Annotated in this window: 23 protein-coding genes and 8 tRNA genes; 1 reads left to right on the plus strand and 30 read right to left on the minus strand. The window is 48.4% G+C overall.

Annotated features, from left to right (window positions below):
* Positions 1-7 precede the first annotated feature (7 nt).
* From rplN to rpsL, 16 genes are all read right to left on the minus strand, one after another.
* Positions 8-376 (minus strand): 50S ribosomal protein L14, encoded by a 369-nt coding sequence (gene rplN, locus JUF13_RS01740; RefSeq protein ID WP_048735513.1) that lies wholly within the window; start codon positions 374-376, stop codon positions 8-10.
* A 49-nt stretch (positions 377-425) separates the two neighbouring features.
* On the minus strand, positions 426-692 hold the full coding sequence (gene rpsQ / locus JUF13_RS01745; RefSeq protein WP_048735510.1) for a 30S ribosomal protein S17: 267 nt from the start codon (positions 690-692) through the stop codon (positions 426-428).
* Between the two features lie 28 nt (positions 693-720).
* Positions 721-915, minus strand: coding sequence for a 50S ribosomal protein L29 (gene rpmC, locus JUF13_RS01750; RefSeq protein WP_125582382.1), 195 nt, complete (start codon positions 913-915; stop codon positions 721-723).
* On the minus strand, positions 905-1,339 hold the full coding sequence (rplP, locus tag JUF13_RS01755; RefSeq protein WP_125765153.1) for a 50S ribosomal protein L16: 435 nt from the start codon (positions 1,337-1,339) through the stop codon (positions 905-907). The genes rpmC and rplP overlap by 11 nt, the downstream gene beginning before the upstream one ends.
* Positions 1,340-1,341: 2 nt before the next feature.
* The gene (gene rpsC / locus JUF13_RS01760; protein ID WP_203637444.1) at positions 1,342-2,001 is read right to left on the minus strand and encodes a 30S ribosomal protein S3; all 660 of its coding nucleotides are present in this window, start codon (positions 1,999-2,001) and stop codon (positions 1,342-1,344) included.
* 3 nt (positions 2,002-2,004) lie between these two features.
* Positions 2,005-2,361, minus strand: coding sequence for a 50S ribosomal protein L22 (gene rplV / locus JUF13_RS01765; RefSeq protein ID WP_203637445.1), 357 nt, complete (start codon positions 2,359-2,361; stop codon positions 2,005-2,007).
* Between the two features lie 17 nt (positions 2,362-2,378).
* Positions 2,379-2,654 (minus strand): 30S ribosomal protein S19, encoded by a 276-nt coding sequence (gene rpsS, locus JUF13_RS01770; RefSeq protein ID WP_048735499.1) that lies wholly within the window; start codon positions 2,652-2,654, stop codon positions 2,379-2,381.
* An 81-nt stretch (positions 2,655-2,735) separates the two neighbouring features.
* On the minus strand, positions 2,736-3,584 hold the full coding sequence (gene rplB / locus JUF13_RS01775) for a 50S ribosomal protein L2 (RefSeq protein WP_125765155.1): 849 nt from the start codon (positions 3,582-3,584) through the stop codon (positions 2,736-2,738).
* Positions 3,585-3,610: 26 nt separating this feature from the next.
* A complete protein-coding gene (rplW, locus tag JUF13_RS01780) occupies positions 3,611-3,898 on the minus strand; it encodes a 50S ribosomal protein L23 (protein WP_125574885.1) in 288 nt (95 codons plus the stop codon).
* Positions 3,898-4,521 (minus strand): 50S ribosomal protein L4, encoded by a 624-nt coding sequence (gene rplD, locus JUF13_RS01785; RefSeq protein WP_125765156.1) that lies wholly within the window; start codon positions 4,519-4,521, stop codon positions 3,898-3,900. Before rplD ends, rplW begins: the two co-directional genes overlap by 1 nt.
* Positions 4,522-4,542: 21 nt before the next feature.
* A complete protein-coding gene (gene rplC / locus JUF13_RS01790; RefSeq protein WP_125765157.1) occupies positions 4,543-5,193 on the minus strand; it encodes a 50S ribosomal protein L3 in 651 nt (216 codons plus the stop codon).
* A 45-nt stretch (positions 5,194-5,238) separates the two neighbouring features.
* Positions 5,239-5,547, minus strand: a complete 309-nt coding sequence (gene rpsJ, locus JUF13_RS01795; protein WP_011668500.1) for a 30S ribosomal protein S10 — start codon at positions 5,545-5,547, stop codon at positions 5,239-5,241.
* A gap of 295 nt (positions 5,548-5,842) precedes the next feature.
* Positions 5,843-7,171, minus strand: coding sequence for an MATE family efflux transporter (locus JUF13_RS01800; protein ID WP_203637446.1), 1,329 nt, complete (start codon positions 7,169-7,171; stop codon positions 5,843-5,845).
* A 167-nt stretch (positions 7,172-7,338) separates the two neighbouring features.
* Positions 7,339-9,438: an elongation factor G gene (gene fusA, locus JUF13_RS01805; RefSeq protein ID WP_125765159.1), complete on the minus strand. Its 2,100-nt coding sequence runs from the start codon at positions 9,436-9,438 to the stop codon at positions 7,339-7,341.
* Positions 9,439-9,628: 190 nt separating this feature from the next.
* On the minus strand, positions 9,629-10,099 hold the full coding sequence (gene rpsG / locus JUF13_RS01810; RefSeq protein WP_020090150.1) for a 30S ribosomal protein S7: 471 nt from the start codon (positions 10,097-10,099) through the stop codon (positions 9,629-9,631).
* An 84-nt stretch (positions 10,100-10,183) separates the two neighbouring features.
* Entirely contained in the window at positions 10,184-10,597 is a 414-nt protein-coding gene (gene rpsL, locus JUF13_RS01815; RefSeq protein WP_125765160.1) for a 30S ribosomal protein S12, read from the minus strand.
* 282 nt (positions 10,598-10,879) lie between these two features.
* Here rpsL and JUF13_RS01820 point away from each other — a divergent pair, with 282 nt between their 5' ends.
* Positions 10,880-11,530 carry a prepilin peptidase gene (locus tag JUF13_RS01820; protein WP_203637447.1) on the plus strand — a complete coding sequence of 217 codons (651 nt, stop codon included), beginning with the start codon at positions 10,880-10,882 and terminating at the stop codon, positions 11,528-11,530.
* A gap of 85 nt (positions 11,531-11,615) precedes the next feature.
* On the opposite strand, the gene rpoC is transcribed toward JUF13_RS01820, so the two are convergent.
* The 14 genes from rpoC to serS all read right to left on the minus strand — a co-directional run bounded on the left by rpoC (position 11,616) and on the right by serS (position 25,783).
* On the minus strand, positions 11,616-15,263 hold the full coding sequence (gene rpoC / locus JUF13_RS01825; protein ID WP_203637448.1) for a DNA-directed RNA polymerase subunit beta': 3,648 nt from the start codon (positions 15,261-15,263) through the stop codon (positions 11,616-11,618).
* A gap of 21 nt (positions 15,264-15,284) precedes the next feature.
* Entirely contained in the window at positions 15,285-18,899 is a 3,615-nt protein-coding gene (gene rpoB, locus JUF13_RS01830) for a DNA-directed RNA polymerase subunit beta (RefSeq protein WP_203637449.1), read from the minus strand.
* Positions 18,900-19,138: 239 nt separating this feature from the next.
* Positions 19,139-19,741, minus strand: a complete 603-nt coding sequence (locus JUF13_RS01835; RefSeq protein WP_203637450.1) for a TetR/AcrR family transcriptional regulator — start codon at positions 19,739-19,741, stop codon at positions 19,139-19,141.
* Positions 19,742-20,067: 326 nt separating this feature from the next.
* Positions 20,068-22,560, minus strand: coding sequence for an ATP-dependent Clp protease ATP-binding subunit (locus JUF13_RS01840; protein ID WP_203637451.1), 2,493 nt, complete (start codon positions 22,558-22,560; stop codon positions 20,068-20,070).
* Positions 22,561-22,577: 17 nt separating this feature from the next.
* A complete protein-coding gene (locus JUF13_RS01845) occupies positions 22,578-23,045 on the minus strand; it encodes a CtsR family transcriptional regulator (protein WP_203637452.1) in 468 nt (155 codons plus the stop codon).
* 198 nt (positions 23,046-23,243) lie between these two features.
* Positions 23,244-23,317: transfer RNA gene (locus JUF13_RS01850), tRNA-Pro, on the minus strand.
* A gap of 29 nt (positions 23,318-23,346) precedes the next feature.
* Positions 23,347-23,420, minus strand: a tRNA-Pro gene (locus JUF13_RS01855).
* 37 nt (positions 23,421-23,457) lie between these two features.
* Positions 23,458-23,531 (minus strand) — tRNA-Arg (locus tag JUF13_RS01860).
* A gap of 22 nt (positions 23,532-23,553) precedes the next feature.
* Positions 23,554-23,639: transfer RNA gene (locus JUF13_RS01865), tRNA-Leu, on the minus strand.
* An 11-nt stretch (positions 23,640-23,650) separates the two neighbouring features.
* Positions 23,651-23,722: transfer RNA gene (locus JUF13_RS01870), tRNA-Gly, on the minus strand.
* Between the two features lie 27 nt (positions 23,723-23,749).
* A tRNA-Thr gene (locus JUF13_RS01875) sits at positions 23,750-23,822 on the minus strand.
* A gap of 36 nt (positions 23,823-23,858) precedes the next feature.
* Positions 23,859-23,940 (minus strand) — tRNA-Leu (locus JUF13_RS01880).
* 38 nt (positions 23,941-23,978) lie between these two features.
* Positions 23,979-24,051: transfer RNA gene (locus JUF13_RS01885), tRNA-Val, on the minus strand.
* 460 nt (positions 24,052-24,511) lie between these two features.
* Positions 24,512-25,783 (minus strand): serine--tRNA ligase, encoded by a 1,272-nt coding sequence (gene serS, locus JUF13_RS01890; RefSeq protein WP_203637453.1) that lies wholly within the window; start codon positions 25,781-25,783, stop codon positions 24,512-24,514.
* Positions 25,784-26,766: the final 983 nt, after the last annotated feature.

Here is a 26,766-nt window from a genome sequence, read left to right on the forward strand (position 1 = left end):
TTCTTAATTACAGTACTTCGGGTGCTAATGAGATAATCTTCATGAAATCGTTGTCACGTAATTCACGTGCAACTGGTCCGAAGATCCGAGTCCCTTGTGGGCTCTTATCGTCTTTGATCAGCACTGCAGCATTTTCATCAAAGCTGATGTATGAACCGTCGTTACGACGTACACGAGACTTCGTACGTACGACAACGGCCTTCACAACGTCACCTTTTTTGACAACGCCACCTGGTGTTGCTTGTTTGATAGTAGCGACAATGACATCACCGATTCCAGCGTAGCGACGCTTGGAGCCACCCAGAACCTTAATGGTCAAAATTTCGCGGGCGCCAGAGTTATCAGCTACCTTTAAGCGACTTTCTTGTTGGATCACTGTAAGTGTCCTCCCTTCAGTTCTAATTCAGAATACGATAAAACGACACCTAAATGATTACTGCTTTTTCAACAATGTCGACTAAGCGGAACCGCTTGGTAGCAGACAGAGGACGAGTTTCCATGATTTCAACAATATCGCCTGTGTGGGCTTCGTTGTTTTCGTCATGTGCCTTGTACTTCTTGGAGTACTTGACACGCTTGCCATATCGTGCATCAGTCTTCGTCGTTTCTACAACGACAGTGATCGTCTTTTCCATTTTGTCGGAAACGACACGACCACGGTAAACCTTGCGGTTATTACGTGCATCACTCATGTATTAGTGACCTCCTTCTTATCGTATTCTACTTGTTCAGTTCTTGTTGGCGAAGAGCGGTCTTAATCCGCGCAATGTTCTTCCGAACTTGCTTCAACCGTGCAGTGTTTTCCAATTGACCAGTAGCTAATTGGAAACGCAGGTTAAATAATTCGTCCTTGTAGCTCTTTTCTTTATCGAGCATTTCAGCAGTGGTTAATTCGTTGATTTCTTTAATTTTCATTTGATTCGCCACCTACTTCCTCTCGTGCTAAAACTTTCGTACGAACGGGAAGTTTCATGGCAGCCAGGCGTAATGCTTCGCGGGCAGTTTCTTCAGAAACGCCACCCACTTCAAACATAATCTTACCGCGCTTAACTGGGGCTACCCAGCCATCAGGCGTACCTTTACCATTACCCATCCGAACCCCAACACCTTTAGCAGTGTAGGATTTGTGAGGGAAAATTTTAATCCAAACTTTCCCACCACGCTTCATGTAACGTGTAATTGCCACACGGGCAGCTTCGATTTGACGGTTGGTGATCCACTTGGAATCCAACGCTTGCAAACCGTAATCGCCGAAGGCAACGCTCTTACCACCCTTGGCTTCGCCGCGAAGCTTACCACGGTGGACACGACGGAACTTTACTCGCTTAGGTACCAGCATGTTTATTTCCCTCCTTGTCCGTTAGATTGTTTCTTTTCGGGAAGAATTTCACCACGGTAGATCCAGGTTTTAACACCTAAAGAACCATAAGTAGTGTGCGCTTCAACCCAAGCGTAATCAATGTCAGCACGCAACGTGTGCAGAGGAACCGTACCTTCAGCATAGCTTTCGACACGGGACATGTCAGCACCGTTTAAACGACCAGCAACTTGCGTCTTAACACCCTTGGCGCCAGAACGCATAGTCCGTTGCATCGTTCCACGCATAGCGCGACGGAATGCAACACGGCCTTCCAATTGACGAGCAATGTTTTCGCCGACCAACTTGGCATCCAAGTCTGGCTTTTTGATTTCCACGATGTTGATGTGGACACGTTTGCCAGTCAAGTCGTTCAATTCCTTACGGAGATTTTCGACTTCGGAACCACCCTTACCAATAACCATCCCTGGCTTGGCAGTGTGGATTGAGATGTTGACGCGGTTTGCAGCCCGTTCAATCTCAACAGTTGATACAGATGCCTCAACGAGACGCTTTTCGATAAATTTACGGATTTGAAGGTCTTCCTTCAGGTAAGCAGCGAAATCCTTTTCAGCATACCACTTTGCTTCCCAGTCGCGAATGATACCGACCCGTAATCCAGTTGGATTTACTTTTTGACCCACGCGTTATCCCTCCTCTTTTTCAGATACAACAACCGTAATGTGACTCGTACGTTTGTTGATTGGTGAAGCAGAGCCTTTGGCACGAGGACGGAACCGCTTGAGGGTTGGTCCTTCGTTCACATAGGCTTCGCTAACGATTAGATCTTGACGATCTAAATCAAAATTGTTTTCTGCGTTAGCAATAGCAGAGTTTAAAACTTTTTCCACAACCGGTGAAGTACCACGGGGTGTGAACTTTAAAATTGCAATTGCTTCAGCGACGCTCTTGCCGCGGATAAGATCGATGACAAGGCGAATTTTGCGAGCTGCAATACGAACTGTTTTAGCAGTTGCTTGCGCTGATGTAACTTGTTCAGCCATTTGTTAAATCCTCCTTATCAACGAGTTTTCTTGTCGTCGCCACCATGACCACGGAATGTCCGGGTTGGTACGAATTCGCCAAGCTTGTGGCCTACCATATCTTCTTGAACGTAAACTGGTACGTGCTTCCGTCCATCATATACAGCAATAGTTAAACCAACAAAGCTAGGGAAAATAGTAGACCGACGGGACCAGGTCTTGATGACAGCCTTTTTGTCTTGATCCTTTTGCGCATCAACCTTTTTCAGTAAGTGCGCATCGGCGAAAGGTCCTTTTTTCAAACTACGACCCATTATGAAACCTCCTCTACTTGTGGCGCATCGGTTAAGCCGATGACAACCAGGTCTCTGTACATCCGAAGTATCGGATGTTGATTACATCTTAGAACCTTTACGGTGACGAACAATGAACTTCTCAGTCTTGTTCTTCTTAGAACGTGTCTTCTTACCAACAGTCTTCTTACCCCATGGAGAAAGAGGAGATGGTAAACCAACAGGTGCTTTACCTTCACCACCACCATGTGGGTGATCGTTAGGGTTCATAACAGAACCACGAACGTGAGGACGTTGACCAGCCCAACGGTTACGGCCGGCTTTACCAACGTTAACTAATTCATGTTCTTCGTTACCTACGGCACCGATAGTTGCACGGTTAACGTTCAAGATCATCCGAACTTCACCGGAAGATAAACGAACTAACACGTACTTTTCGTCGTTAGCTTTACCTAACAATTGAGCTGAAGTACCAGCAGAACGGACCAATTGGCCACCCTTACCAGGCTTCAATTCGATGTTGTGAATGACAGTCCCAAAAGGAATGTTCTTCAATGGTAAAGTGTTACCGACCTTGATATCAGCTTCTGGACCAGATTGAACTTGTGCGCCAACCTTTAAGCCCTTAGGTGCGATGATGTATGACTTAACACCATCAGCGTAAACTAATAATGCAATGTTAGCAGTCCGGTTAGGATCATATTCGATAGCCTTAACCGTTGCTGGAACATCATCCTTAATCCGCTTGAAATCGATGATCCGGTATTGACGCTTGTTACCACCGCCACGATGACGGACAGTCATCTTACCAGCGTTGTTACGGCCAGCAGAGTGACTTTGTGAATCAAGCAATGACTTTTCAGGAGTCGTCTTAGTGATGACGTCTTTGTAAACCAAGCTCGTCATGTTACGACGACCATTGCTTGTTGGTTTGTATTTCTTAATCGCCACGTTATTTCCCTCCTATATCTGAGATTTTATTCTTCGTTGAATAACTTGATTTCTTTTGAGTCGGCAGATAAGCTGACAATGGCCTTACGACGCTTCTTAGTGTAGCCTTCGTAACGTCCTTGACGCTTCTTCTTACCTTTCAAATTCATGATGTTAACCTTAACAACCTTGACGTCAAAGATGTCTTCTACGGCATGCTTGACTTGAGTCTTGGTTGCTCGTACGTCAACGTCAAAGGTGTAACGCTTGTCGTCCATAGTTGCCATCGTAGCTTCGGTAACAACTGGGCGTAAGATAATGTCACGTGATTCCATTATGCGAGCACCTCCTCTACTTGAGAAAGAGCTGGTTGGGTAATCACTAACTTGTCCGCATCAGCGATATCAAGGACATTCAAGCTCTTGGCTGGAATAACCTTAACGTTTGCTAAGTTACGGGCTGCTAAAGCAGCAGTTACGTTGTCGTCTTCAAGGACAACCAACGTCTTAGTAGTGACATTCAAACCAGCCAACACTGCAGCAAATTCTTTCGTCTTAGGTGCGTCGAATGCTAAGCCATCAAGAACGACTAAGCTTTCGTCAAGAACCTTTTGTGAAAGAACTGACTTCAATGCTAAACGACCAACCTTCTTAGGAAGGCGGTAACTGTATGAACGAGGGGTTGGTCCAAAGACCACACCACCACCGACCCATTGTGGGGAACGGATGGAACCTTGACGGGCACGACCAGTACCCTTTTGACGCCATGGCTTCTTACCACCACCACGAACGGCACTCCGGTTTTTAACGGCGTGGGTTCCTTGGCGCATGGAAGCTCGTTGCATCAAAATCGTGTCGAATACGACGTTGTCGTTAGGTTCGATGCCGAAGATATCAGCGTTCAAATCAACGTTGCCGTTTTGGCTACCATCTTGTTTGTATAATGCTACGCTTGTCATTTAATTATCCTCCCTTCCTATTTAATTTTCAGAATGCTTTGGACGTGGCGGGCGAACAGCACTCTTAACAGTAACGAGTGACTTGTTAGCACCAGGCACATTGCCCTTGATCAACAGAACGTTGTTATCAACGTCAGCTTTAACAATCACAAGGTTTTGGATAGTAACTTGCTTGTTACCCATCCGACCTGGAAGCTTCATACCAGGGAATACCCGGTTAATGATGGCACCCAGAGAACCTGGACGACGGTGGTAACGAGAACCATGGGCCATAGGGCCACGGCTTTGACCGTCTTTATGAATGTTACCTTGGTATCCATGACCTTTAGTGATACCAGTGACATCAACGATGTCTCCTGCTTGGAAGGTATCAACTTTAACTTCGTCTGCTACCTTGTAATCTCCCAGCTCAACATCTCTGAATTCACGAATGAAGCGCTTAGGAGTCGTGTTTGCTTTTGCTACATGACCTTGTTCGGGCTTGTTGCTGAGTACTTCACGCTTGTCTTGGTAACCAAGTTGAATGGCTTCGTAACCGTCGTTTTCCATCGTCTTAACTTGTAACACAACGTTTGGCGTTGCTTCGACAACAGTAACGGGGATTAATTCGCCAGCATCAGTGAAGACTTGCGTCATCCCGACCTTTTTCCCTAAGATTCCTTTAGTGGTCATGAGTACACCTCCGATTATATTGTATTAATTTACTTGCTTTGGAAATTATAACTTGATTTCGATATCAACACCGCTAGGCAGGTCAAGCTTCATTAATGAGTCGACCGTCTTTGGCGTTGGGTTAACGATATCAATCAGACGCTTGTGCGTCCGCATTTCGAATTGTTCACGTGAGTCCTTAAACTTATGTGGTGAACGTAATACGGTGTAGATCGTCCGTTCAGTTGGTAAAGGAATTGGACCTGAGATGCCGGCACCAGTTCTCTTTGCTGTTTCAACAATCTTGTCCGCTGATTGGTCAAGGATGCGATGTTCGTATGCCTTCAACCGAATCCGAATTTTTTGTTTTGCCATTGTGTTCCCTCCTTCGTCTATTTTAAAAATAAGACTAACTCCGTGGAAATTCCCGCCACGCCCTCATGGCAAAGCGGCCGGGCGTGTCGCAATCTCCCACATCATCGCTTAAGCTTTTGAACCGAACCCCCAGGCCATAAAAATGCTCGGGGAAATACAGCACTTGACTATCATACTAAATAAAACGCCGACTGACAAGGGTTTTAACAGAATTTCTCAAATCTTTTTGTAAAAAACATTGACAGCTTGATCCAAATCAATTTCAAAGTTAGGGGTCAGTTCGGTTGATTTGGAGTCAAACACGGTTTCTTCTATTAAATAGGTGTCTTGCTAGTCCCCACCCGATTGCGCAGGTAAGAACGTCAGCAATTGGCTGTGCCCAGATGACGCCATGGTACCCAGCGATGTGCGCGCCAATGACAATGGCCAGGTAGAACACGACTCCCTGCCGTGCAATCGACATGATAAAGGCCCCACTCGCCTTTCCCGTGCTTTGGAACACTGTCGTATATACCAAGATTGCCCCAACAAACGGCGTCGTGAGCAAGAACGCACGTAACATATACGTCCCCGCAGTAATCACCGCAGTATTATGAAGGAACAGACCAATAATTTGTGGCGCGAAGACCATTAAGATGATGGCCAGTACTAGGGCATAGACAACCTCGACCATGAGATCAAAGTGTAAGATTTTTTTGAACCGTTCCATGTTCTTAGCACCGAACGTATAACCAATCAATGGTTGCGCCCCAAAGGCAAAACCGACCATCACCAACATCACGATCATATACACCTTAAGTACAATCCCCATCGCGGCCACGCGTGTTGGTCCGTAGTCCACCAGGTACCGATTTAAAACGGTCGTCCCAAATGCCTGCATGAGGTTCGTGATTGATCCTGGGATGCCGATAAACAAGACTTGACGAATCAGCGCCGCGTTAATCCGACTCTGCTTCACATCAATTGAGATGACCTGACAATAGTGTTTTGTCAGACCAACCAGGACGACGGCGGATATCGTGTAGCCGATAACTGTCGCCAGTGCTGCCCCCGCTGCGCCCATTCCCAGCGGAAAAATCAGAATTGGATCCAATATAATTGTAATAACTGTGCCGACCATCGTTCCAATCATGGACTGTGTCGCGAAGCCTTCCGTTCGAATCAGATTACCTGGGACGATGGAAACAATGATGGGCATCGCACCAATCGCCATGATGCGATAAAATTGTTTGGCGTACGCGTACGTTGCCGGAGTCGCCCCCAGCAATCGTAAAATGGGTCGCATAAAAATCAACAAGAGCACTGTCGTCACCAAACCAATGACCACCGCACCATAGAGGCAAAAACTGCTAACCCAACTGCTCGTTGCATAAGCTTTCTCACCCAGCAGTCGTGAAATTAATGAACTCCCACCTAGGCCAAAGATGTCACCCAAGGCGATTAACAAGGAAAATAATGGCGTACACAGCGCGACACCTGCCACTAAGTTGGTGTTCTGGGTTTGTGAAACGAAGAACGTGTCGGCTAAATTGTAAATCATGCTGGCAACCATCGCAAGAACGACCGGTAACGCCAGCTTAAAGTACGCCCGGGGAATCGGAGCGCGTTCGAACAACTCTTCCATAACTCACTCTCCAATACTTGAGGCCCGCGTGACGCTTACACGCACGGATTATTATAACGCAAGACACCACACTATGTGACGACGAGTTCCCATGAGCTTTCCTTTTTTCTATAAAAAAAACGCCCAACCCGGAGGTCAGACGTTTCTTGATAAAGAGTGAGGACAGACTAGTCTTCGACTGGAGTGCCGCCGTTCTTCTTGATAATATCAGCTTGAACACTCTTAGGCGTTGGTTCGTAGTGATCAAACGTCATGGTAAAGGTACCACGACCTTGAGATGCAGAACGTAACGTCGTAGCGTAACCAAACATTTCAGATAACGGAACGAATGAATGAATCATTTGTGCGTTACCACGTGCTTCCATACCATCAACCTTACCACGACGAGCGGTAACTTGGCCCATGATATCACCCATGTATTCTTCAGGAACCAAGATATCAACCTTCATGATTGGTTCAAGAATAACAGGGCCGGCAGTTTGGACAGCCTTCCGTAAAGCCAATGATGCGGCAACCTTGAAGGCTGCTTCACTAGAATCGACTTCATGGTAACTACCATCGTATAACTTGGCCTTAACGTCAACCAATGGGTAACCGGCTAAGACACCGTTTGCCATGGCTTCCTTCAAACCTTGGTCAACTGAAGGGATAAATTCACGAGGAACAACCCCACCAACGATAGCGTCTTCGAATTCGTAACCCTTACCACGTTCGTTAGGGGTGAATTCGATCCAAACGTCACCATATTGACCTTTACCACCAGATTGGCGAACAAACTTACCTTGGACCTTAGTTGACTTCGTGAAAGCTTCACGGTAGGCAACCTGTGGGGCACCAATGTTAGCTTCAACCTTGAATTCACGCTTCATCCGATCGATGATGATATCCAAAGCAAGTTCACCCATCCCAGCAAGTAAAGTTTCACCAGTTTCAGGGTTCGTTTCAGCCTTTAAAGTTGGGTCTTCTTCAGAAAGCTTTTGAAGAGCAACGTTCATTTTGGCTTGGTCAGCCTTCGTCTTTGGTTCAATGGCAACCTGAATAACTGGTTCTGGGAAGTCCATTGATTCCAAATGAAGTGGGTGATCTGGGTCAGTCAAAGAGTCACCAGTAGTGGTGTTCTTCAAACCAATGGCCCCAGCGATATCACCGGAGAAGACTTCTGGAATTTCTTGACGGTGATTTGAATGCATTTGCAGCAAACGACCAACACGTTCACGCTTGTCCTTCGTCGCGTTTAAGACGTAAGAACCAGCTTCCAGAGTACCGGAGTAAACCCGGATGTAAGTCAAACGACCAACGAATGGGTCAGTGGCAACCTTAAATGCTAAGGCAGCGAATGGCGCATCATCATCGGCACGTAATTCAACGGCTTCTTCAGTATCAGGAACAGTGGCGTTGTAAGGCTTAACATCCAATGGGGATGGTAAGTAGTCCACAACGGCATCCATCAACATCTGAACACCTTTATCCTTGAAGGCAGAACCGGCGAAGACTGGGAATAATTCCAGCTTCAACGTTGCCCGACGGATAGCGGCCTTCAGTTCAGCCTTGGTGATTTCTTCACCTTCAAGGTACTTTTCCATGATTTCATCGTCAACATCAGCGACGCTTTCGATCATAGCTTCATGACGCTTTTGGGCTTCTTCCTTCATGTCGTCTGGAATATCAACGGTATCCCAGTCGGCACCTAAGGTATCCTTGTCGTAAACGTAGGCTTTCATTTCAATCAAGTCTACGACACCGGCAAAGTCATCTTCAGCACCAATAGCCATTTGTAAGGCTAAGGCGTTCGCTTGTAAGCGTTCGTGGATAGAGTTAACTGAGAAGTCGAAGTCGGCACCCAGCTTATCCATCTTGTTAACGAACACGATACGAGGAACATCGAAGTCTGAGGCTTGACGCCAAACAGTTTCGGTTTGAGGTTCAACACCGGCTTGACCGTCTAAGACGGCTACGGCACCATCAAGCACACGCAGGGAACGTTCAACTTCAACAGTGAAGTCAACGTGTCCTGGGGTGTCAATGATGTTAATCCGGTGACCCTTCCATTCCGCAGTAGTAGCGGCAGAAGTGATCGTAATACCCCGTTCTTGTTCTTGTTCCATCCAGTCCATTTGTGAAGCCCCATCATGGGTTTCACCAATCTTATGGATTTTACCAGTATAATACAGGATACGCTCAGTAGTCGTCGTCTTCCCGGCATCAATATGAGCCATGATACCGATGTTACGAGTCTTCTCAAGCGGAAATTCACGAGTATTAGCCATGATTAATGTGTAACTCCTCTCAAAATTGATCGTAGATTGTGCCAAAAAGTGACTACTAACATCGCAATTGATTTTAGTAGCCACCTCTGGATTAAAGGATTACTCCCTTAAGTTAGCAGCAAGTAGTCCTCAGGACACATTGCTTTTAACATTTTATCACACTACAAGCAAAGCAGTGCGATAGCTGCTCTTACCAGCGGTAGTGAGCGAAGGCACGGTTGGCATCAGCCATCCGGTGGGTGTCTTCACGCTTCTTAACGGCAGCACCGGTGTTGTTAGCAGCGTCCATGATTTCACGAGCAAGTCGTTCAACCATCGTGTGTTCGCCACGTAAACGAGAGTACTGAACCATCCAACGAAGACCTAACGTCGTCCGACGGTCTGGCCGAACTTCGATAGGAACTTGGTAGTTTGACCCACCAACACGCCGAGCCTTAACTTCCAAGACTGGCATAACGTTCTTCATTGCTTCTTCGAAGACTTCCACTGGATCGTTACCAGTTTCGTTCTTAATGATGTCGAAGGCACCATAAATGATTTTAGTTGAAGTTCCACGTTTCCCATCCATCATCGTATGGTTGATCAGACGAGTGACCAACTTTGAATTGTAAATTGGATCAGGAAGGACTTCACGCTTTTGTACGTTTCCTTTTCTAGGCATTGATAATATCCTCCTTGAAATGCTGTTACAGGTTAGTCGACGGCAACCGTGCGCCTAACCCTTCTTATATCTAGTAGTCTCGGTCTAGTCCTTAGGCTTCTTGGTACCGTACTTAGAACGACCTTGACGACGGTCAGTAACACCGGCAGTATCGAGGGCACCACGGATAATGTGGTAACGAACCCCAGGTAAATCCTTAACCCGGCCGCCCCGGATAAGCACAACACTATGTTCTTGAAGGTTGTGACCAATACCAGGAATGTAAGCAGTCACTTCAATTAAGTTTGACAACCGCACACGTGCATATTTACGTAAAGCAGAGTTAGGCTTCTTTGGTGTCATGGTACCGACACGAGTAGCAACCCCACGCTTTTGTGGAGCTGGATTCTTAACTTGAGCTTTTTTGAAACTGTTATACCCGTAGTTTAAAGCTGGGGCATCTGATTTAGAACTTTTAGATTTACGACCTTTACGCACCAATTGGTTGATAGTAGGCATCTAAATAGTCCTCCTTTCCGTATTCTTTCTAGAGTTTTAAGTCCACACATCCAGGTGGTTCATTTTCCTGCAAAGAAAAAAGACGACCCATGTGGAGATTTAATTGAAGTGTCCTCCCCGCCGTCAGTCAGCATGTCCGGTAATGAATACCCGAGACCTGTCTGCGAAAAGCACCTTGAATAGAATACCATGCCAGAAAACGCCTGTCAACCAACCATGGCCGAATTTTGCAGAAACATTTCGGCATTTTTTACGGAGTTAACCTATAGAGGTGAAACTTTCATGACAATTATTCTATTCATTTACGGTACTTGTATTGGCTCCTGGCTAACGGCCATGGCAGACCGGTACGCCACAAACACGTCCCCTTTCTATCCAGCTTCGCACTGTGATACCTGTCAAACGCCCCTAGCTCACTGGCAACTGGTTCCCGTGTGCAGTTACCTGCTACTTCGTGGGCGGTGTCATTACTGTCACGCGTCAATCCCCGCAACGACGTTCATCATGGAAGTCACCGTCGGCCTCCTGTTAACGACGTTGCACCCAACGACAAGCACTCGGCTAATCTGGTTAGGACTATGGGGCTTCGCTGCACTCTGTGACGCGCGCACTCAAACTTTTCCCGGATGGATCAGTTACGCAACCCTCCCCCTCGTTCTCTGGGGCCATACCCCACTCGTCGTGCTGCTGACCTTAACCGTTGCACTGAGCATCCGTGTCCTGTGGCCACACTGGCGCCACCCTTTGCTTGGCGACGGCGATCTCGAAATGATGCTCAGCTACCTCCTGCTCTGGGGAATGACCGCAACTGCCCGCTGGGTCTTATTAGCCAGCACGTTGGCCCTTCTGCAACGAAGCGCGCCACGGCGCATCGCTTTTCTTCCCTATTTAGTCATCAGTGCGGTTTGCTGGTGGCTGTTGCCAGAAGTCTGATGATTCGAATACAACACAAACATCAGACCAACAAAAAAGGACCCGCCATCACTGACGAGCCCCCGACCACGTTGCCTAGTTGTCACTAAGCCTGTGAGTCTTCTTGCATTTGTTTTTCTAAGTCGCTGATAGAGTAAACGCCTTCGGTTGACGTACCGCCAACTTCTTTGGGTTTGATCTGACGGTAATCTGGCATCCCAGTCCCGGCAGGAATAATCTTCCCAATAATAACGTTTTCCTTCAAACCAACCAGTGGATCGTTCTTGCCCCGAATAGCTGCATCGGTCAAGACACGCGTCGTTTCCTGGAAGGATGCGGCTGACAAGAAACTGTTCGTTTCCAAGGCAGCCTTGGTGATCCCTAGGATAACTGGACGTGCGGTAGCGGCAATGCCACCATCGATCAACGTCTGGTAGTTAGCGCGACGGAAGTCTTGAATATCCATCAAAGTACCAGGTAAGACATCAGTGTCACCTGGGTCCATGATGCGGACCTTCCGTAACATCTGACGAACCATGATTTCCACATGCTTATCACTGATCGCAACACCTTGCATCCGGTAAACACGTTGAACTTCACCTAAGATGTAAGTTTCAGTTGATAAGACATCGCGAACCCGCAGCATTTCCTTAGGATCAACAGACCCATAGTTCAATGCAGAACCACGGTGGATAAAGTCGCCTTCAGTAACCCGCATGCGGGCAGTGATCGGTAACGTGTAACTCCGCGTATCGGCTTCACCCTTAATGGTGATTTCCTTGGTCCGTTCAGCTGGGTTTTCTTCGATTGATTCAACCGTCCCAGTAACTTCGGTAATCTCAGCTTTACCTTTAGGGTTCCGAGATTCAAATAATTCTTGAACACGAGGAAGCCCTTGGGTAATATCTTCGTTCCCGGCAACACCACCGGTATGGAAGTTACGCATGGTCAGCTGGGTACCAGGTTCACCGATAGATTGTGCGGCAACAGTCCCGACAGCTTCACCAACTTCAACTTCGTCACCAGTAGCCATGTTCCGGCCGTAACAATGTTCGCAGACACCATGTTCAGTGTTGCAAGTAAAGGCGGAACGAATGGTAACTTCTTCGACACCAGCATCAACGATCTTTTGTGCCGTGTCTTCGACGATCATTTGGTTTCTAGGAACGATAACGTCCCCAGTCTTGGGATCGTAGACGGTCTTTTGGGTGTAACGCCCTAAGATCCGGTCGTACAATGGTTCGATCATTTCGTTTCCATCAGTGATGGCACGAATCTTCAAACCACGGTCAGTCCCACAATCCTTTTCCCGAATGATAACATCTTGGGCAACATCGACCAACCGCCGAGTCAGGTAACCTGAGTTGGCAGTCTTAAGGGCCGTATCGGTCATCCCTTTACGGGCCCCATGGGTCGAGATAAACATTTCCATCACAGACAGGCCTTCACGGAAGTTAGACGTGATAGGCAACTCCATGATGTCACCACTAGGTGCGGCCATCAGGCCACGCATACCGGCAAGCTGCGTAAAGTTAGAAATGTTCCCCCGGGCACCAGAATCACTCATCATAAAGATAGGGTTCTGTTGGTCGAAACTGTGAATCAAGGCGTTTTGAATGTCATCCTTGGCATCGTTCCAGATACCAATAACGCGTTCGTAACGTTCGTGATCCGTAATCAACCCACGACGGAATTGCTTCGTCACCGTGGCAACCTGCTTGTGAGCAGCATCGATGATTTCCGGCTTTTCTTTCAAGTCGGTGACATCGACCATCCCAACCGTCAAACCAGACTTAGTTGATTCGTCGTAACCTAAGTCCTTAATCCGGTCAAGCAGTTCTGAAGTAGCCGTAACCTTGTATTGTTGGTAAACGGCAGCAATGATATCGGACAAGAAGCCCTTCTTGAATGGTCCAATGATTTCTGCATTTTGCAGGTAATCATGAATGTCTTCACCAGGTTCCAAGAAGTACTTATCTGGAACGGCACCATTCAAGTTGGTGCTAGTTGGTTCGTTCAAGTATGGGAATGACTTAGGCAGGATGTTGTTGAAAATCAACTTTCCAACGGTCGTCACCATAATCTTGCTACGTTGTTCGTCAGTAAATGGCTTGTCTGGCATGGAAGAAACCTGAACACCCACACGACTGTGCCAGTGAACCAGACCGTTCCGGTAAGCCAGAACAGCTTCGTTGAGGTCGGTAAAGATCATACCTTCCCCTTCACGGTTATCTTCTTCCATGGTCAGGTAGTAGTTCCCGATAACCATATCTTGAGAAGGCGCAACAACTGGCTTACCACTGGCAGGAGCCAGGATATGGTGAGCAGCTAACATCAGCAAACGTGCTTCAGCTTGTGCTTCGTCAGATAAAGGCACGTGAATGGCCATTTGGTCCCCATCGAAATCGGCATTGTAAGCTTCACAAGCCAATGGGTGAAGACGCATAGCTTTACCACTAACCAAGACTGGTTCGAACGCTTGAATCCCCAAACGGTGAAGCGTAGGGGCCCGGTTCAACAGAACAGGGTGTTCCTTGATGACGTCTTCCAAAACGTTAAAGACATCGTCATCTTCACGGTCGATTTGGCGCTTAGCGTTCTTAATGTTTGAAGCCAACCCACGGGCAACCAGTTCCTTCATGATAAATGGCCGGAATAATTCCAAAGCCATTGGCACTGGGAGACCCATTTGGTTGAACTTGAGGGAAGGACCTACGTCAATAACGGAACGACCAGAGTAGTCAACCCGCTTCCCTAACAAGTTTTGACGGAAACGTCCTTGCTTCCCTTTCAACATGTGTGAAAGAGACTTCAATGGACGGTTACCAGGACCAGCCACTGGACGGCCACGACGACCGTTATCGATCAAGGCGTCAACGGCTTCTTGGAGCATCCGCTTTTCGTTTTGAACGATGATTCCAGGAGCATTTAAGTCCAGCAAACGCTTCAACCGGCTGTTCCGGTTGATAACCCGCCGGTACAAGTCATTCAGGTCAGACGTCGCGAAACGGCCACCTTCGAGTTGTACCATTGGACGAAGATCAGGTGGGATTACCGGAATAGCATCCATTACCATCCACTCCGGACGGTTACCTGAAGTAACGAAGGCTTCCAGAATGTCCAGACGACGAACGGCACGCGTCCGCTTCTGACCAGTAGCTTCCTTCAATTCTTCTTTTAATTCAGTGACTTCTTTATCAAGATCTACGGCCATCAATAACTTCTTGATAGCTTCGGCACCCATTTCGGCCTTGAAAGCGTCACGCCCGTATTCAACGAGCTTGTCGCGGTAATCACGTTCGGAAAGCAATTGCTTCTTTTCGAGTGGCGTGTTACCTGGATCCAAGACAACGTATGAGGCAAAGTAGATGATTTCTTCAAGCGCACGAGGACTCATGTCCAGGACCAAGCCCATCCGACTTGGAATCCCCTTGAAGTACCAGATGTGGGTTACAGGAGCAGCCAATTCGATATGGCCCATCCGTTCACGACGAACCTTAGAACGGGTAACTTCAACCCCACAACGGTCACAAACGACACCCTTGTAACGGATCCGCTTGTATTTCCCACAGGCACATTCCCAGTCCTTGGTAGGACCGAAAATCCGCTCGTCGAACAGCCCATCTTTTTCAGGCTTTAATGTCCGGTAGTTGATGGTTTCAGGCTTCTTGACTTCCCCGTAAGACCAGCTACGGATCTTATCAGGTGAAGCCAGCCCGATCTGCATGCTTTCGAACTTATTGACATCGACCAAAGAAGCGACCTCCCTTATTAATTAGTCTTGCGTGTTCGGTTGACTTTCATTTTTTGTTGATGTTGATGCAGCCTTGCTATCACCGGTCTGAGCAGCGGCTTTCCGCTGTTCTTCTTGCTGTTGCGCATACTTGCTCAAAGCATCAACGTTCACAACATCATCGTCATCGTCATCCATATCACGGAGTTCAATTTCTTCGTTGTTCCCGTTTAAGACCTTCATGTCCAGACCCAAGGATTGTAATTCCTTGACCAGAACACGGAATGATTCAGGGACACCAGGCTTAGGAATTGGATCGCCCTTAACAATGGCTTCGTAGGTCTTAACCCGTCCAACCACGTCATCAGACTTGTACGTTAAGATTTCTTGTAACGTATAAGCGGCACCATAAGCTTCCAAAGCCCAAACTTCCATTTCACCAAACCGTTGGCCACCAAATTGCGCTTTACCACCAAGTGGTTGTTGCGTAACCAGTGAGTAAGGTCCGATGGAACGGGCGTGCATCTTGTCGTCGACCATGTGGGCCAACTTCAGGTAGTTCATGACACCAACGGCAACCCGCTTATCAAACGGTTCACCAGTCCGGCCATCGTATAAGACAGTCTTGGCGTCAGAAGCCATCCCAGCTTCCTTGATAGCGTCAGCGATATCAGTATCACGCGCACCATCAAAGACAGGGGTTGCGACGTGAATCCCTAACTTACGAGCGGCCATCCCCAAATGCAATTCGAGCACTTGCCCGATGTTCATCCGGGAAGGCACACCCATGGGACTCAGCATGATGTCGATTGGCGTACCATCTGGCATGTATGGCATATCTTCTTCAGGGATAACGACTGAAACAGTCCCCTTGTTACCATGACGACCAGACATCTTGTCACCAACTTGGATCTTCCGCTTTTGCGCGATGTAGACCCGAACCATCATGTTGACACCAGGAGAAAGTTCATCACCGTTTTCACGCGTGAAGATCTTAACATCCTGGATAATCCCGCCACCACCATGCGGCACCTTAAGAGAAGTATCCCGTACTTCACGGGCCTTTTCACCAAAGATGGCATGGAGCAAACGTTCTTCAGCAGATAATTCAGTGACACCCTTAGGCGTTACTTTACCCACTAAGATGTCGCCGTCTTGAACTTCAGCACCAATCCGGATAATTCCGTCTTCGTCCAAGTTCTTCAAGGCGTCTTCACCAACGTTAGGAATTTCGCGAGTCATTTCTTCAGGTCCAAGCTTCGTGTCACGTGCTTCTGATTCGTATTCTTCAATATGAATCGACGTGTAAACATCATCGCGAACCAACCGTTCGTTGATCCCGATGGCATCTTCGAAGTTGTACCCTTGCCAAGTCATGAAGGCAACTAATGGGTTTTGGCCTAAGGCTAATTCCCCATTTTCCATTGAAGGACCATCAGCCAAGATTTCGTCGTTGTCGACGTGATCGCCAACCTTAACGATTGGGCGTTGGTTGTAGTTCTTCCCACCGTTTGACCGGCGGAACTTCATCAGCTTGTAGGTGTCCAAAGCACCGTCTTCACGCCGAACCCGGATTTCACGAGCATCAACGTATTCAACAGTTCCTTCGTGTTGACTAATTAAAGCAACACCGGAGTCATGGGCAGCCTTGTATTCGATACCAGTCCCAACTAATGGTGCATGTGGGTCCAGCAATGGCACAGCTTGCCGTTGCATGTTGGCACCCATCAAAGCACGGTTGGAGTCATCGTTTTCCAAGAAAGGAATACATGCAGTGGCCACGGCAACAACTTGCTTAGGCGAAACATCCATGTAGTCAATCCGGTCAGCAGAAGTTTCGATGTTATTATCTTCGTCACGGGCCATGATTGTGTCCGTGTCAAATGAACCATCATCTTTTAACGGCGTGTTGGCTTGTGCCACAACGTAGTTATCTTCTTCATCAGCAGTCAGGTAATCGATCTTATCGGTAACCTTGTGCGTATCCCATGAAACCCGACGGTATGGTGTTTCGATGAACCCATACTTGTTAACCCGGGCATAACTGGAAAGACTGTTGATCAAACCAATGTTAGGACCTTCAGGCGTTTCAATTGGGCACATCCGACCGTAGTGGGTGTAGTGCACGTCCCGGACTTCATAACCGGCACGGTCACGCGTCAAACCACCAGGCCCAAGGGCGGACAGACGCCGCTTATGGGTTAATTCACCCAGTGGGTTGGTCTGATCCATGAATTGAGACAGTTGTGAGGAACCAAAGAATTCCTTGATAGAAGCCACGACTGGGCGAATGTTGATCAATTGTTGTGGCGTTACCGTCGCAGCATCTTGAATAGACATCCGTTCACGCACAACCCGTTCCATCCGGGATAAACCGATCCGGAATTGGTTTTGCAGGAGTTCACCCACGGAACGAATCCGCCGGTTACCCAAGTGGTCAATATCATCGGTGTTCCCAATCCCAATTTGCAGGTCGAAGAAGTAGTTCATGGAAGCAATGATGTCGGCTGGGCGAATATGCTTCAGCTTAATATCAATGTTGCCATTCCCAATAACAGGGACTTCTTGTTCAGGGTCATCAGGTGATTGCACCTTAATGATTTGTAATTTAAGCGGTTCAGTGACAACGGCTTCGTCTGAAGGTTGGAAAGTAACCATCTTGAAATCGTCTTGATCCAAGAATGGTGCCAAGGTCTTCATAACGTCCTTGTCAACGACCGTTCCCTTTTGCGCGATGATTTCACCGGTATCAGGGTCGGCCAACGTTTCGGCTAAAGTCAGGCCCAGTAAACGGGTCTTCAGGCTCAGCTTCTTGTTCGTCTTGTAACGACCAACGGGAGCCATGTCGTAACGCTTAGGATCAAAGAACCGTGCAGTCAGCAAGCTCCGTGAAGAGTCAGCCGTCTTAGGTTCACCTGGGCGTAGGCGTTCGTAGATGTCCTTTAAGGACTCTTCGACACGGGAATCGTCGGTGTTCTTGTGGATATCCTTTTCCAAGGTTTGGGAAAGACTTTCGTTATCCCCTAAAATATCCAAGATTTCATCATCGGAACCGAATCCTAAGGCCCGAACTAATTCGGTCATTGGAATCTTCCGCGTCCGGTCGATCCGGACGTAAGAAACGTTCTTCGCGTCGGTTTCGAATTCTAACCAGGCACCCCGGTTAGGAATGACCGTGGCACCGAAGACGGTCCGACCGTTCTTGTCAGTATCTTCATTGAAGTAAACCCCTGGTGAGCGGACTAATTGAGAAACAATAACCCGTTCTGCCCCGTTAATAATGAAAGTCCCTTGGGCTGTCATTAATGGGAAGTCACCAAAGAAGACGTCTTGTGATTTGATTTCGCCCGTTTCGTGGTTGGTTAAACGTAAAGTCACGTGCAGTGGTGCTGAATAGTTGGCATCGTGCTCCCGTGCTTCATCCACAGTATATTTGGGTTCAAGTAATTGATAATCAACAAACTCTAACGAAAGGTTTCCTTGAAAATCTTCGATTGGCATGATGTCGTCGAACATATCGCGCAAACCTTCGTCGAGGAACCAGTTGTAGGAATTGGTTTGAATTTCAATCAAGTTAGGTAAATCAAGGACTTCCTTGATTCGCGAATAGCTACGGCGCGTACGGTGTTTCCCGTATTTCACTAAGTGTCCTGCCAAGTTGTTCACCTCTCCTATTTATTCTGTGACCGGCCAAACCAAATGTTACATTTTAATTACAAATGCATTCACACCCGGTTTTTTGGCAAAAAAAATCCAAAAACAAACAAGTTGCTTGCTTTTGGCTTCTTATAATGGACGCTACCGGACAATATATCGGTGCGTTCAATTTCAGTTCACAGTTGCATACAAATGATATAGTACTAAATCTATCGCCAAATGTCAATAAGGAACACTTATTATTTAACCGCGACACCAAATAAAATCAAACGGACCAGTGCCAACGTCTGCTCATGCTGTGAGGCATCGGCTGGACCAACGTGGTGGAACGTGTTAAACAGCGGACTCAGACTGGTCAAATAGAAGGAAGCAGCATCCTGTGGCTTCACGTCCGGTTGCAGCGTGACCACACCAAGTTCAAAGAACTGTTGCAAGGGCGTCAGGTAGTCTTGCATGAAGACCATCCCCAGTTGGCACTTATTCTCCGGTTTCAAGAAACGGAAGCTACTGTGGATCACCGTGAAGACATCGCGGGGATGGACCCCCGTCAGAACCTCTGTCACTTCCGTTAAGGCGGCGACTGGATCAGGTTGGTCAACGTTGGCTAGTTCGTCGTTAACCGCAAGGATGCCCTGCTGGACCTCCTCACCGACCGTCTTGATCACTTCTAAGAAGATAACCTCCTTATCACTGAAATGATGATAAAGGGCTGGCTGGGTAATGCCGACCTCCTTAGCAATGTCTCTGGTCGATGTGGCTTGGTATCCTTGGGACAAGAACTGTTCCCGGGCTGCCTTCAAGATGGCCGCATGCGTGTGGCTTAACTGCTCTTCTCTCTTCATGGCTTCCGTCCTCTCATTTACTACCCGGTGTCAGTTTCCCGTTAACTGTGTCTGCAGCTAACTTTCCGGCCCGCGCAAACTACGGGCGCCGTGTCTGACACCAGGTATTTTCTAGTTAAGTTCAGTTTACCACATCTCACTTATCGCTTGTTAGACCAAGTTGTTTCCTAGTCAAATCGTAACAATTCAACCAACAGTTAACTTCTGGGACCACGCAACCCATGCAAAAAGTACGCGACGGCCAGGACCACACCCCGTGGTAGCGGGGAGCACTGACAATCGCGTACTTTTTAAATTAGCCTGTTTCTTCTATACGTTTAGTATTATTAGTGACTGGCAACTGTCTTCTTGACTTCTGGTGACTTCACGTTGACCGTTACTTCACCCTTGGTTGCGCCAATGGTGACCTGATCACCGGTCTTGACCTCACCGTTCAGCAGAGATTCACTCAGCTTGTCTTCGATCTGCGTCTGCAGAGCCCGCCGGATTGGCCGAGCCCCGTACTCAGGATCAAAGCCCGCCTTAGCCACGGCATCAATCGCCGCTGGCGTAATCTTCAACTTGATATCTTGTTCAGCCACGCGATCCACGATGTGCTTAGCCATCAGCTTCACAATTTCGTGGAGTTCTGGCTTCCGCAGTGAGTGGAAGATGACCGTTTCATCGATTCGGTTCAAGAATTCTGGACGGAACGACTGTTTCAGGGTTGCCCGGATGGTATCGGACATCGCCTTGTAGCTGTTGGCCATGTCTTCGGCACCGAACCCAACGGTCTTTTCATCCCGCAGCTTCGTGGCCCCCAGGTTAGACGTCATGATCAAAATCGTGTTTCGGAAATCAACCTTGCGTCCCTTAGAGTCGGTCAGGTACCCATCGTCTAAGACTTGGAGCAAAATGTTGAAGACATCAGGGTGGGCTTTTTCAACTTCATCGAAGAGGACGACTGAGTAAGGCTTTTGCCGAACTTTTTCAGTCAGCTGGCCCCCTTCGTCGTAACCCACGTAACCGGGTGCCGACCCAATCAAACGACTGGTTGAGTATTTTTCCATGTACTCACTCATGTCGACCCGAATCATGTTGTCTTCGGAACCGAACATGGCTTCAGCCAAGGCCTTCGCCAATTCAGTCTTCCCGACCCCGGTTGGGCCAAGGAACATGAAGGACCCGATTGGGCGGTTAGGATCTTTCAATCCAGAACGGGCCCGCCGAATCGCCCGAGACACAGCAGAAACGGCTTCCTCTTGACCAATAACCCGGTTATGCAAAATCTTTTCCAGGTTAACCAGTCGATCAGCGTCCGTTTGCTTCAGCTGGGTGACCGGGACACCGGTCCATTCAGCCACAACGTCCGCCACGTCCTCACCAGTCACATCTAGTGCGTACTGGTGGGTGTCATCGTCGGTCGCCGCGTTGGCCTTCGCCTGACGTGCCTCAACCTTTGCGCGGAGGGCCTTTTCTTCAGTCCGCAGCTTAGCAGCACGCTCGAAGTCTTGTTGTTCAATGGCCTTTTCCTTCTCGTCAGCCAAGTCCTTTAAGGCCTGAGCCTGTTTGGTTGCCGCCGTTGGCTTGTCCATTTGGTCGATGCGGACCTTCGCAGCCGCTTCATCCATTAAATCAATCGCCTTATCAGGTAAGAAGCGGTCACTGATGTAACGCGTCGACAGCTTAACGGCTTGGTCGATGGCCTCATCCGTGATGTTCACGTGATGGTGATCTTCGTACCGTGGCCGCAAGCCCTGCAGAATCTCCGTGGCTTCAGCTGGCGTTGGTTCGTTGACCTGAACTGTGGCAAACCGCCGTTCGAGAGCAGCGTCGGATTCAATGTACTTTTGGTATTCGTCCAACGTGGTAGCCCCAATGGTTTGGAGCTCGCCCCGGGCCAGCGCTGGCTTCAGAATGTTCGAGGCATCAATCGCCCCTTCCGCGCCACCAGCACCAATCAGCGTGTGTAATTCATCAATAAAGAGAATGACTTGCCCATCGTTGTAAATTTCTTCGATGACCTTTTTCAGTCGATCTTCAAATTCACCACGGTACTTGGTCCCAGCAACCAGCGAGCCCATGTCGAGCATCATCAGGCGCTTGTTTTGCATGTCTTCGGGAACGTTTCCGGCAACGATGCGTTGGGCCAGGCCTTCAGCAATCGCCGTCTTCCCAACCCCAGGTTCGCCAATCAAAACGGGGTTGTTCTTGGTCCGCCGACTCAAGATTTGGATAACGCGCTTAACTTCCTTGTTCCGGCCAACAGTTGGGTCCATCCGGCCTTCCTTAGCCGCATCCGTTAAGTTACGGGCTAAAGAGTCCAGCGTTGGCGTGCCGCCTTGAGGAGCCGCCCCACGACGTGAACGGGCATCGCCACGACGCTTAGGCGTGTCAGAGATTCCCAGCTTACGCAAGACAACCTTGCGGGCATCGTTCAATTCGACGTTTAAATTCATCAAGATCCGGGATGACAAAATGGTGTCGTCACTGAGTAGGGCTAACAACAAGTGTTCCGTCCCAATCTTCGTGGCGCCCAAGCGCTTCGCTTCGTCACCGGCCAAGGCTAACATGGCCTTGGCCTTGGGTGAGTATGGCAGGTAGCTGTCTTTATCCATGTCAGCTAGCGTACCGTAACCCGTAAAGCGTTCAATCTCTTCGCGGACATCATCATCGCCAACGGAAAATTGTTGTAAGACTTTGTTGGCGATCCCGTTTTTTTCAATGGTGAGGGCTAACAGCAAGTGTTCCGTACCGACTGCCTGGTGCTTGAAATATTTTGCTTGTTCCTGTGCCAATACAAGGACGCTCTTAGCACTCGGTGTAAATAGGTTATCCATTGCAACTCCTCACTTTCTTAACTCTCGTAACGCAGGTGGTTTAAAATCGAAATCAGAATCTGGGCGCGGACGCGTTCATTCAGTGCCCGATCACCCGTGTTGACGGCATCCTTATTGATTGCCGCCAGGATGATATTGGCCTCTTGCCGATTAATCGACCCAGCCTCAAATAGGCTCCGGACCACCGATAGGCCATCGTGGCGGGTGATATGGTCCCCCACCGCACTCACTAACGAATCGATGAAATCTAGGTTGTCGAGCAACTTGACCTTTTCAATGCGAATATAGCCACCGCCACCGCGTTTACTCTGAACGACGTAACCGTCCTGAATCGTAAAGCGGGTCTTGATCACATAGTTGATCTGCGATGGCACGACATTAAACTGGTCGGCAATTTCCGCACGCCGGATTTCCACCTGCTGAGACTCAGCCAAAATCTGCTTCAGGTAAGACTCAATAATATCTGAAATATTTTGATTCTCCATTATCGTCCCCCCTTCGGTGCAGTTCTTCTGACTAATGTTGACTAATATTATACGAACTTTCCATGAAAATGCAAAGGATTAGACCGCATTTCACCGAGAAGTTCTGGAAGATAAGCATAACAAAAAAACGGCCGACTTCCAAACAATTAGTAAGGAAGTGACCGTTTCATTTTTCGTATGTAATTCGGGATAAAAAAATCGGGAAGACAAGATTTGAACTTGCGACCCCCACGTCCCGAACGTGGTGCTCTACCAAGCTGAGCTACTTCCCGAAATAGCCCGCTGACCTTGCGTCAGTTTATCGGGAAGACAGGATTCGAACCTGCGACCCCCTGGTCCCAAACCAGGTGCTCTACCAAGCTGAGCTACTTCCCGAAAAATTGCTTATGCGGTTATTCATAAGCAACAAAAATGCACCCAGTAGGAGTCGAACCTACAACCTTCTGATTCGTAGTCAGACACTCTATCCAGTTGCGCTATGGGTGCATAATGATATTAAGTTGTTGAATGCCGAGGACCGGGATCGAACCGGTACGGTCATCACTGACCGCAGGATTTTAAGTCCTGTGCGTCTGCCAATTCCGCCACCCCGGCAAAAGGGCAAAAGCGGAAGACGGGATTCGAACCCGCGACCCCCACCATGGCAAGGTGATGTTCTACCACTGAACTACTTCCGCAAATTGGCTATTTTATTAATGGTGCCATGCCGACTAGAGGATTCGAACCTCCGACCTCCTCATTACTAGTGAGATGCTCTGCCAACTGAGCTAAGTCGGCAAAATATTTTTAAAATATTTTGCAATATTTAGTTAATGCAGGTGAAGGGACTCGAACCCCCACGTCATAAGACACTAGAACCTAAATCTAGCGCGTCTGCCAGTTCCGCCACACCTGCAACGTTGGCGAACTAACCGCCAGGGACCGGGGTCCCAATGGAGGATACAGGGCTCGAACCTGTGACCCTCTGCTTGTAAGGCAGACGCTCTCCCAACTGAGCTAATCCTCCATATTTTCCGAAGTGAGAACTGATGTCCTCGTCCGAAACAACTATTACAATTTACCATGTCTAGCAGATGATGTCAACAACTTTTTTGAAATATTTTGAATAAATATTCGTTGGCTGAATAACTAATCGCTTGACGACAAGTAACATTGTAGCTCATTCAGAATGAAAAAGCTAGGTTTTTTTCGAAAAACTTTGAGAAGTTTATTTCTCGCAATTCCCGGTTGGCTAGCTCATCAGCGTTCCGCGCGATGGACTAATTAACCAACAAAAACTATTTTATACGAAACCCCATAACTCGTCAACTAGAAATTACAAAAAATATTCAAAAATATTCAAAAAATTGTTTTTTCACTCACTCCCCACCGCTTCATTTCCGCAAAAAAAAAACAGGCGGGCCCCCTATCCATCACGGATAAGGAACCCACCTGCTAGTGATTTAGGCTTATTTGATTTTTAAGTTCTACTTGGTGATCTTGGTAACGCCACCCATGTAAGGAACCAGGACATCAGGAATCGTTACGGAACCGTCGGCATTTTGGTAGTTTTCCAAAATAGCGGCCACGGCCCGACCCACGGCCAAACCAGACCCGTTCAACGCGTGAACGTATTGCAGCTTGCCATTGTCATCTCGGTATTGGATGTGCGCCCGGCGTGCTTGGAAGTCCGTCGTGTTCGAGCAGCTGGAAATTTCCCGGTACGTGTTTTGTTCTGGGAACCAAACTTCCAAATCATGCGTCATAGCGGCCGTAAAGCTCATGTCGCTGGTCGTCAGCGTAATGACATGGTAAGCCAAGCCTAACTTCTGTAAGAGGCTCTCAGCGTGTTTCGTCAAAGCTTCCAGTTCATCCCATGAGTTTTCTGGCTTACAGAACTTCACCATTTCAACCTTATTAAATTGGTGCAAGCGAATCAGTCCCCGGGTATCGCGCCCAGCACTCCCGGCTTCGGACCGGAATGCTGGCGTCAAGGCCGTGAACCAAACTGGCAGGTCCTCTTCAGGGATCACTTCGTCACGGTAGTAGTTGACCAATGGCACTTCGGCGGTTGGAATCAACGTCATGTCTTCATTGCGTAACTGGTAAACGTCTTCCTTAAACTTAGGGAATTGGCCAGTCCCGTACATCGAGTCATCGTTGACGATGTATGGTGGCAATACTTCTTTGAACCCTGCCTTGGTGTTTTCATCCAGGAAGAAGTTGTAAACGGCCCGTTCCAGACGTGCACCTAAGCCGAGGTAGTAGAGGTAACGGCTACCGGAAACCTTGGCACCGGCTTCAAAGTCCAGGATGCCCAAGTCTTCACCCAACTCGTAGTGGGCCTTAGGCGTGAAGTCCAGGTTAGGCTTCTCGCCCCATTGACGGATCTCGACACTGCCGTCTTCCGTTAAGCCAACTGGCACGTTGTCGTTAGGAATGTTTGGCAAATGGGCAGCGGCATCGTGAACCTGGGCCTTCAAGTCATCGAGGTCGGCATCAATCTTCTTGATATCGGCGCTGACCTGACGCATCTCGGTAATCTTATCGTTGGCGTCTTCCTTGTTGCGCTTCAATTGCGAAATTTCATCGGAGACCGTGTTGCGTTGGGCCTTCATGGTTTCACTCTTAACGATCAGTTCCCGGCGTTGCGCATCCAAAGCCAGTAAGCTATCGATATCGGCGGGATCAACACCCCGCGTGGCTAATTTTTCTTTAATAAAGTCTGGTTCTTGGCGAATCAATTTCAAATCTAACATACAGTTGTGCTCCTCTCTTTTTCACGGATGATACAAAAAAGGCCTCCGTCACATGGGACGAAGACCTTCGCGGTACCACCCAAGTTCGCAGCTGGTTCACCCAGTTACACCCTTGAACATGATAACGGTCTGCACCGTGCGGCATTACCCGCCCACTTTAGTTAGCGCTGGAATGTTCGACGTCGCGGTTTGCAGCTTGCCCCGCTTCTCTGGCCGTCTACTGGATAGGCACCTCGTGTTTTTGAATACACTCATCATACCGCATTTCTTTTCCAATGACAATTGCCAATTGAAAATGGGGATTGGCTCAGTGTTCGTTCCCGGCGGCGGATTCAAGACGGTCTGCTGTGGGGAACGCCTGCGGCCTGAGAAGCGGTCCTCCGGCTCGCCTTGAAACCTCGCAAAAACCCGCGAGTTTCCAAGGTCGTCCCGTGCTCTAAACTGAGAAACCCCCTCAGTTAAGACCACCGACACAGCTGCCCGTCTTGATCCGCCTCTGGTCACTTAGACTGGCCACCCCATTTTCAATTGGCATAGTCCTGGCCGCCCTGTCCCACTCCACCTGTAATGACCACCATCCCCTGTATGCGTTTTAGACACGTGTCCTGCTCTTCCCCCTCAAACATACTAGCTGGTCGTTAAAGTAACTGATACAGCCTCAGATCCGGCCAGAAACCTACTGCACAGTTACCACTACTTAGTGAGCGGCAAAGTCATCCCCCACCATACAATCAGAAAGCCGGCCACTTTTGCTTAGCCTACTGGAACCGGAAGTCACCAAATGAGCTGCCCTGTGTCGGTGTTCTTAGACCGAGCGGGCTCCTCGGCCTTGGAACACGGGGCTGCGCTCATTTCCACACAGCAGAGCATACAAGCGACTTCTATAATTCAGCCTGCCAGATAGCCAAGTCACCTCCACTTTACAATCAGAAAGCCGGCCACTTTTGCTTAGGCGGCTGACGTGACCAGAGACAGCTCAAGGT

This window comes from Levilactobacillus wangkuiensis (genome assembly GCF_016861605.1).
Lineage (GTDB): Bacteria > Bacillota > Bacilli > Lactobacillales > Lactobacillaceae > Levilactobacillus > Levilactobacillus wangkuiensis.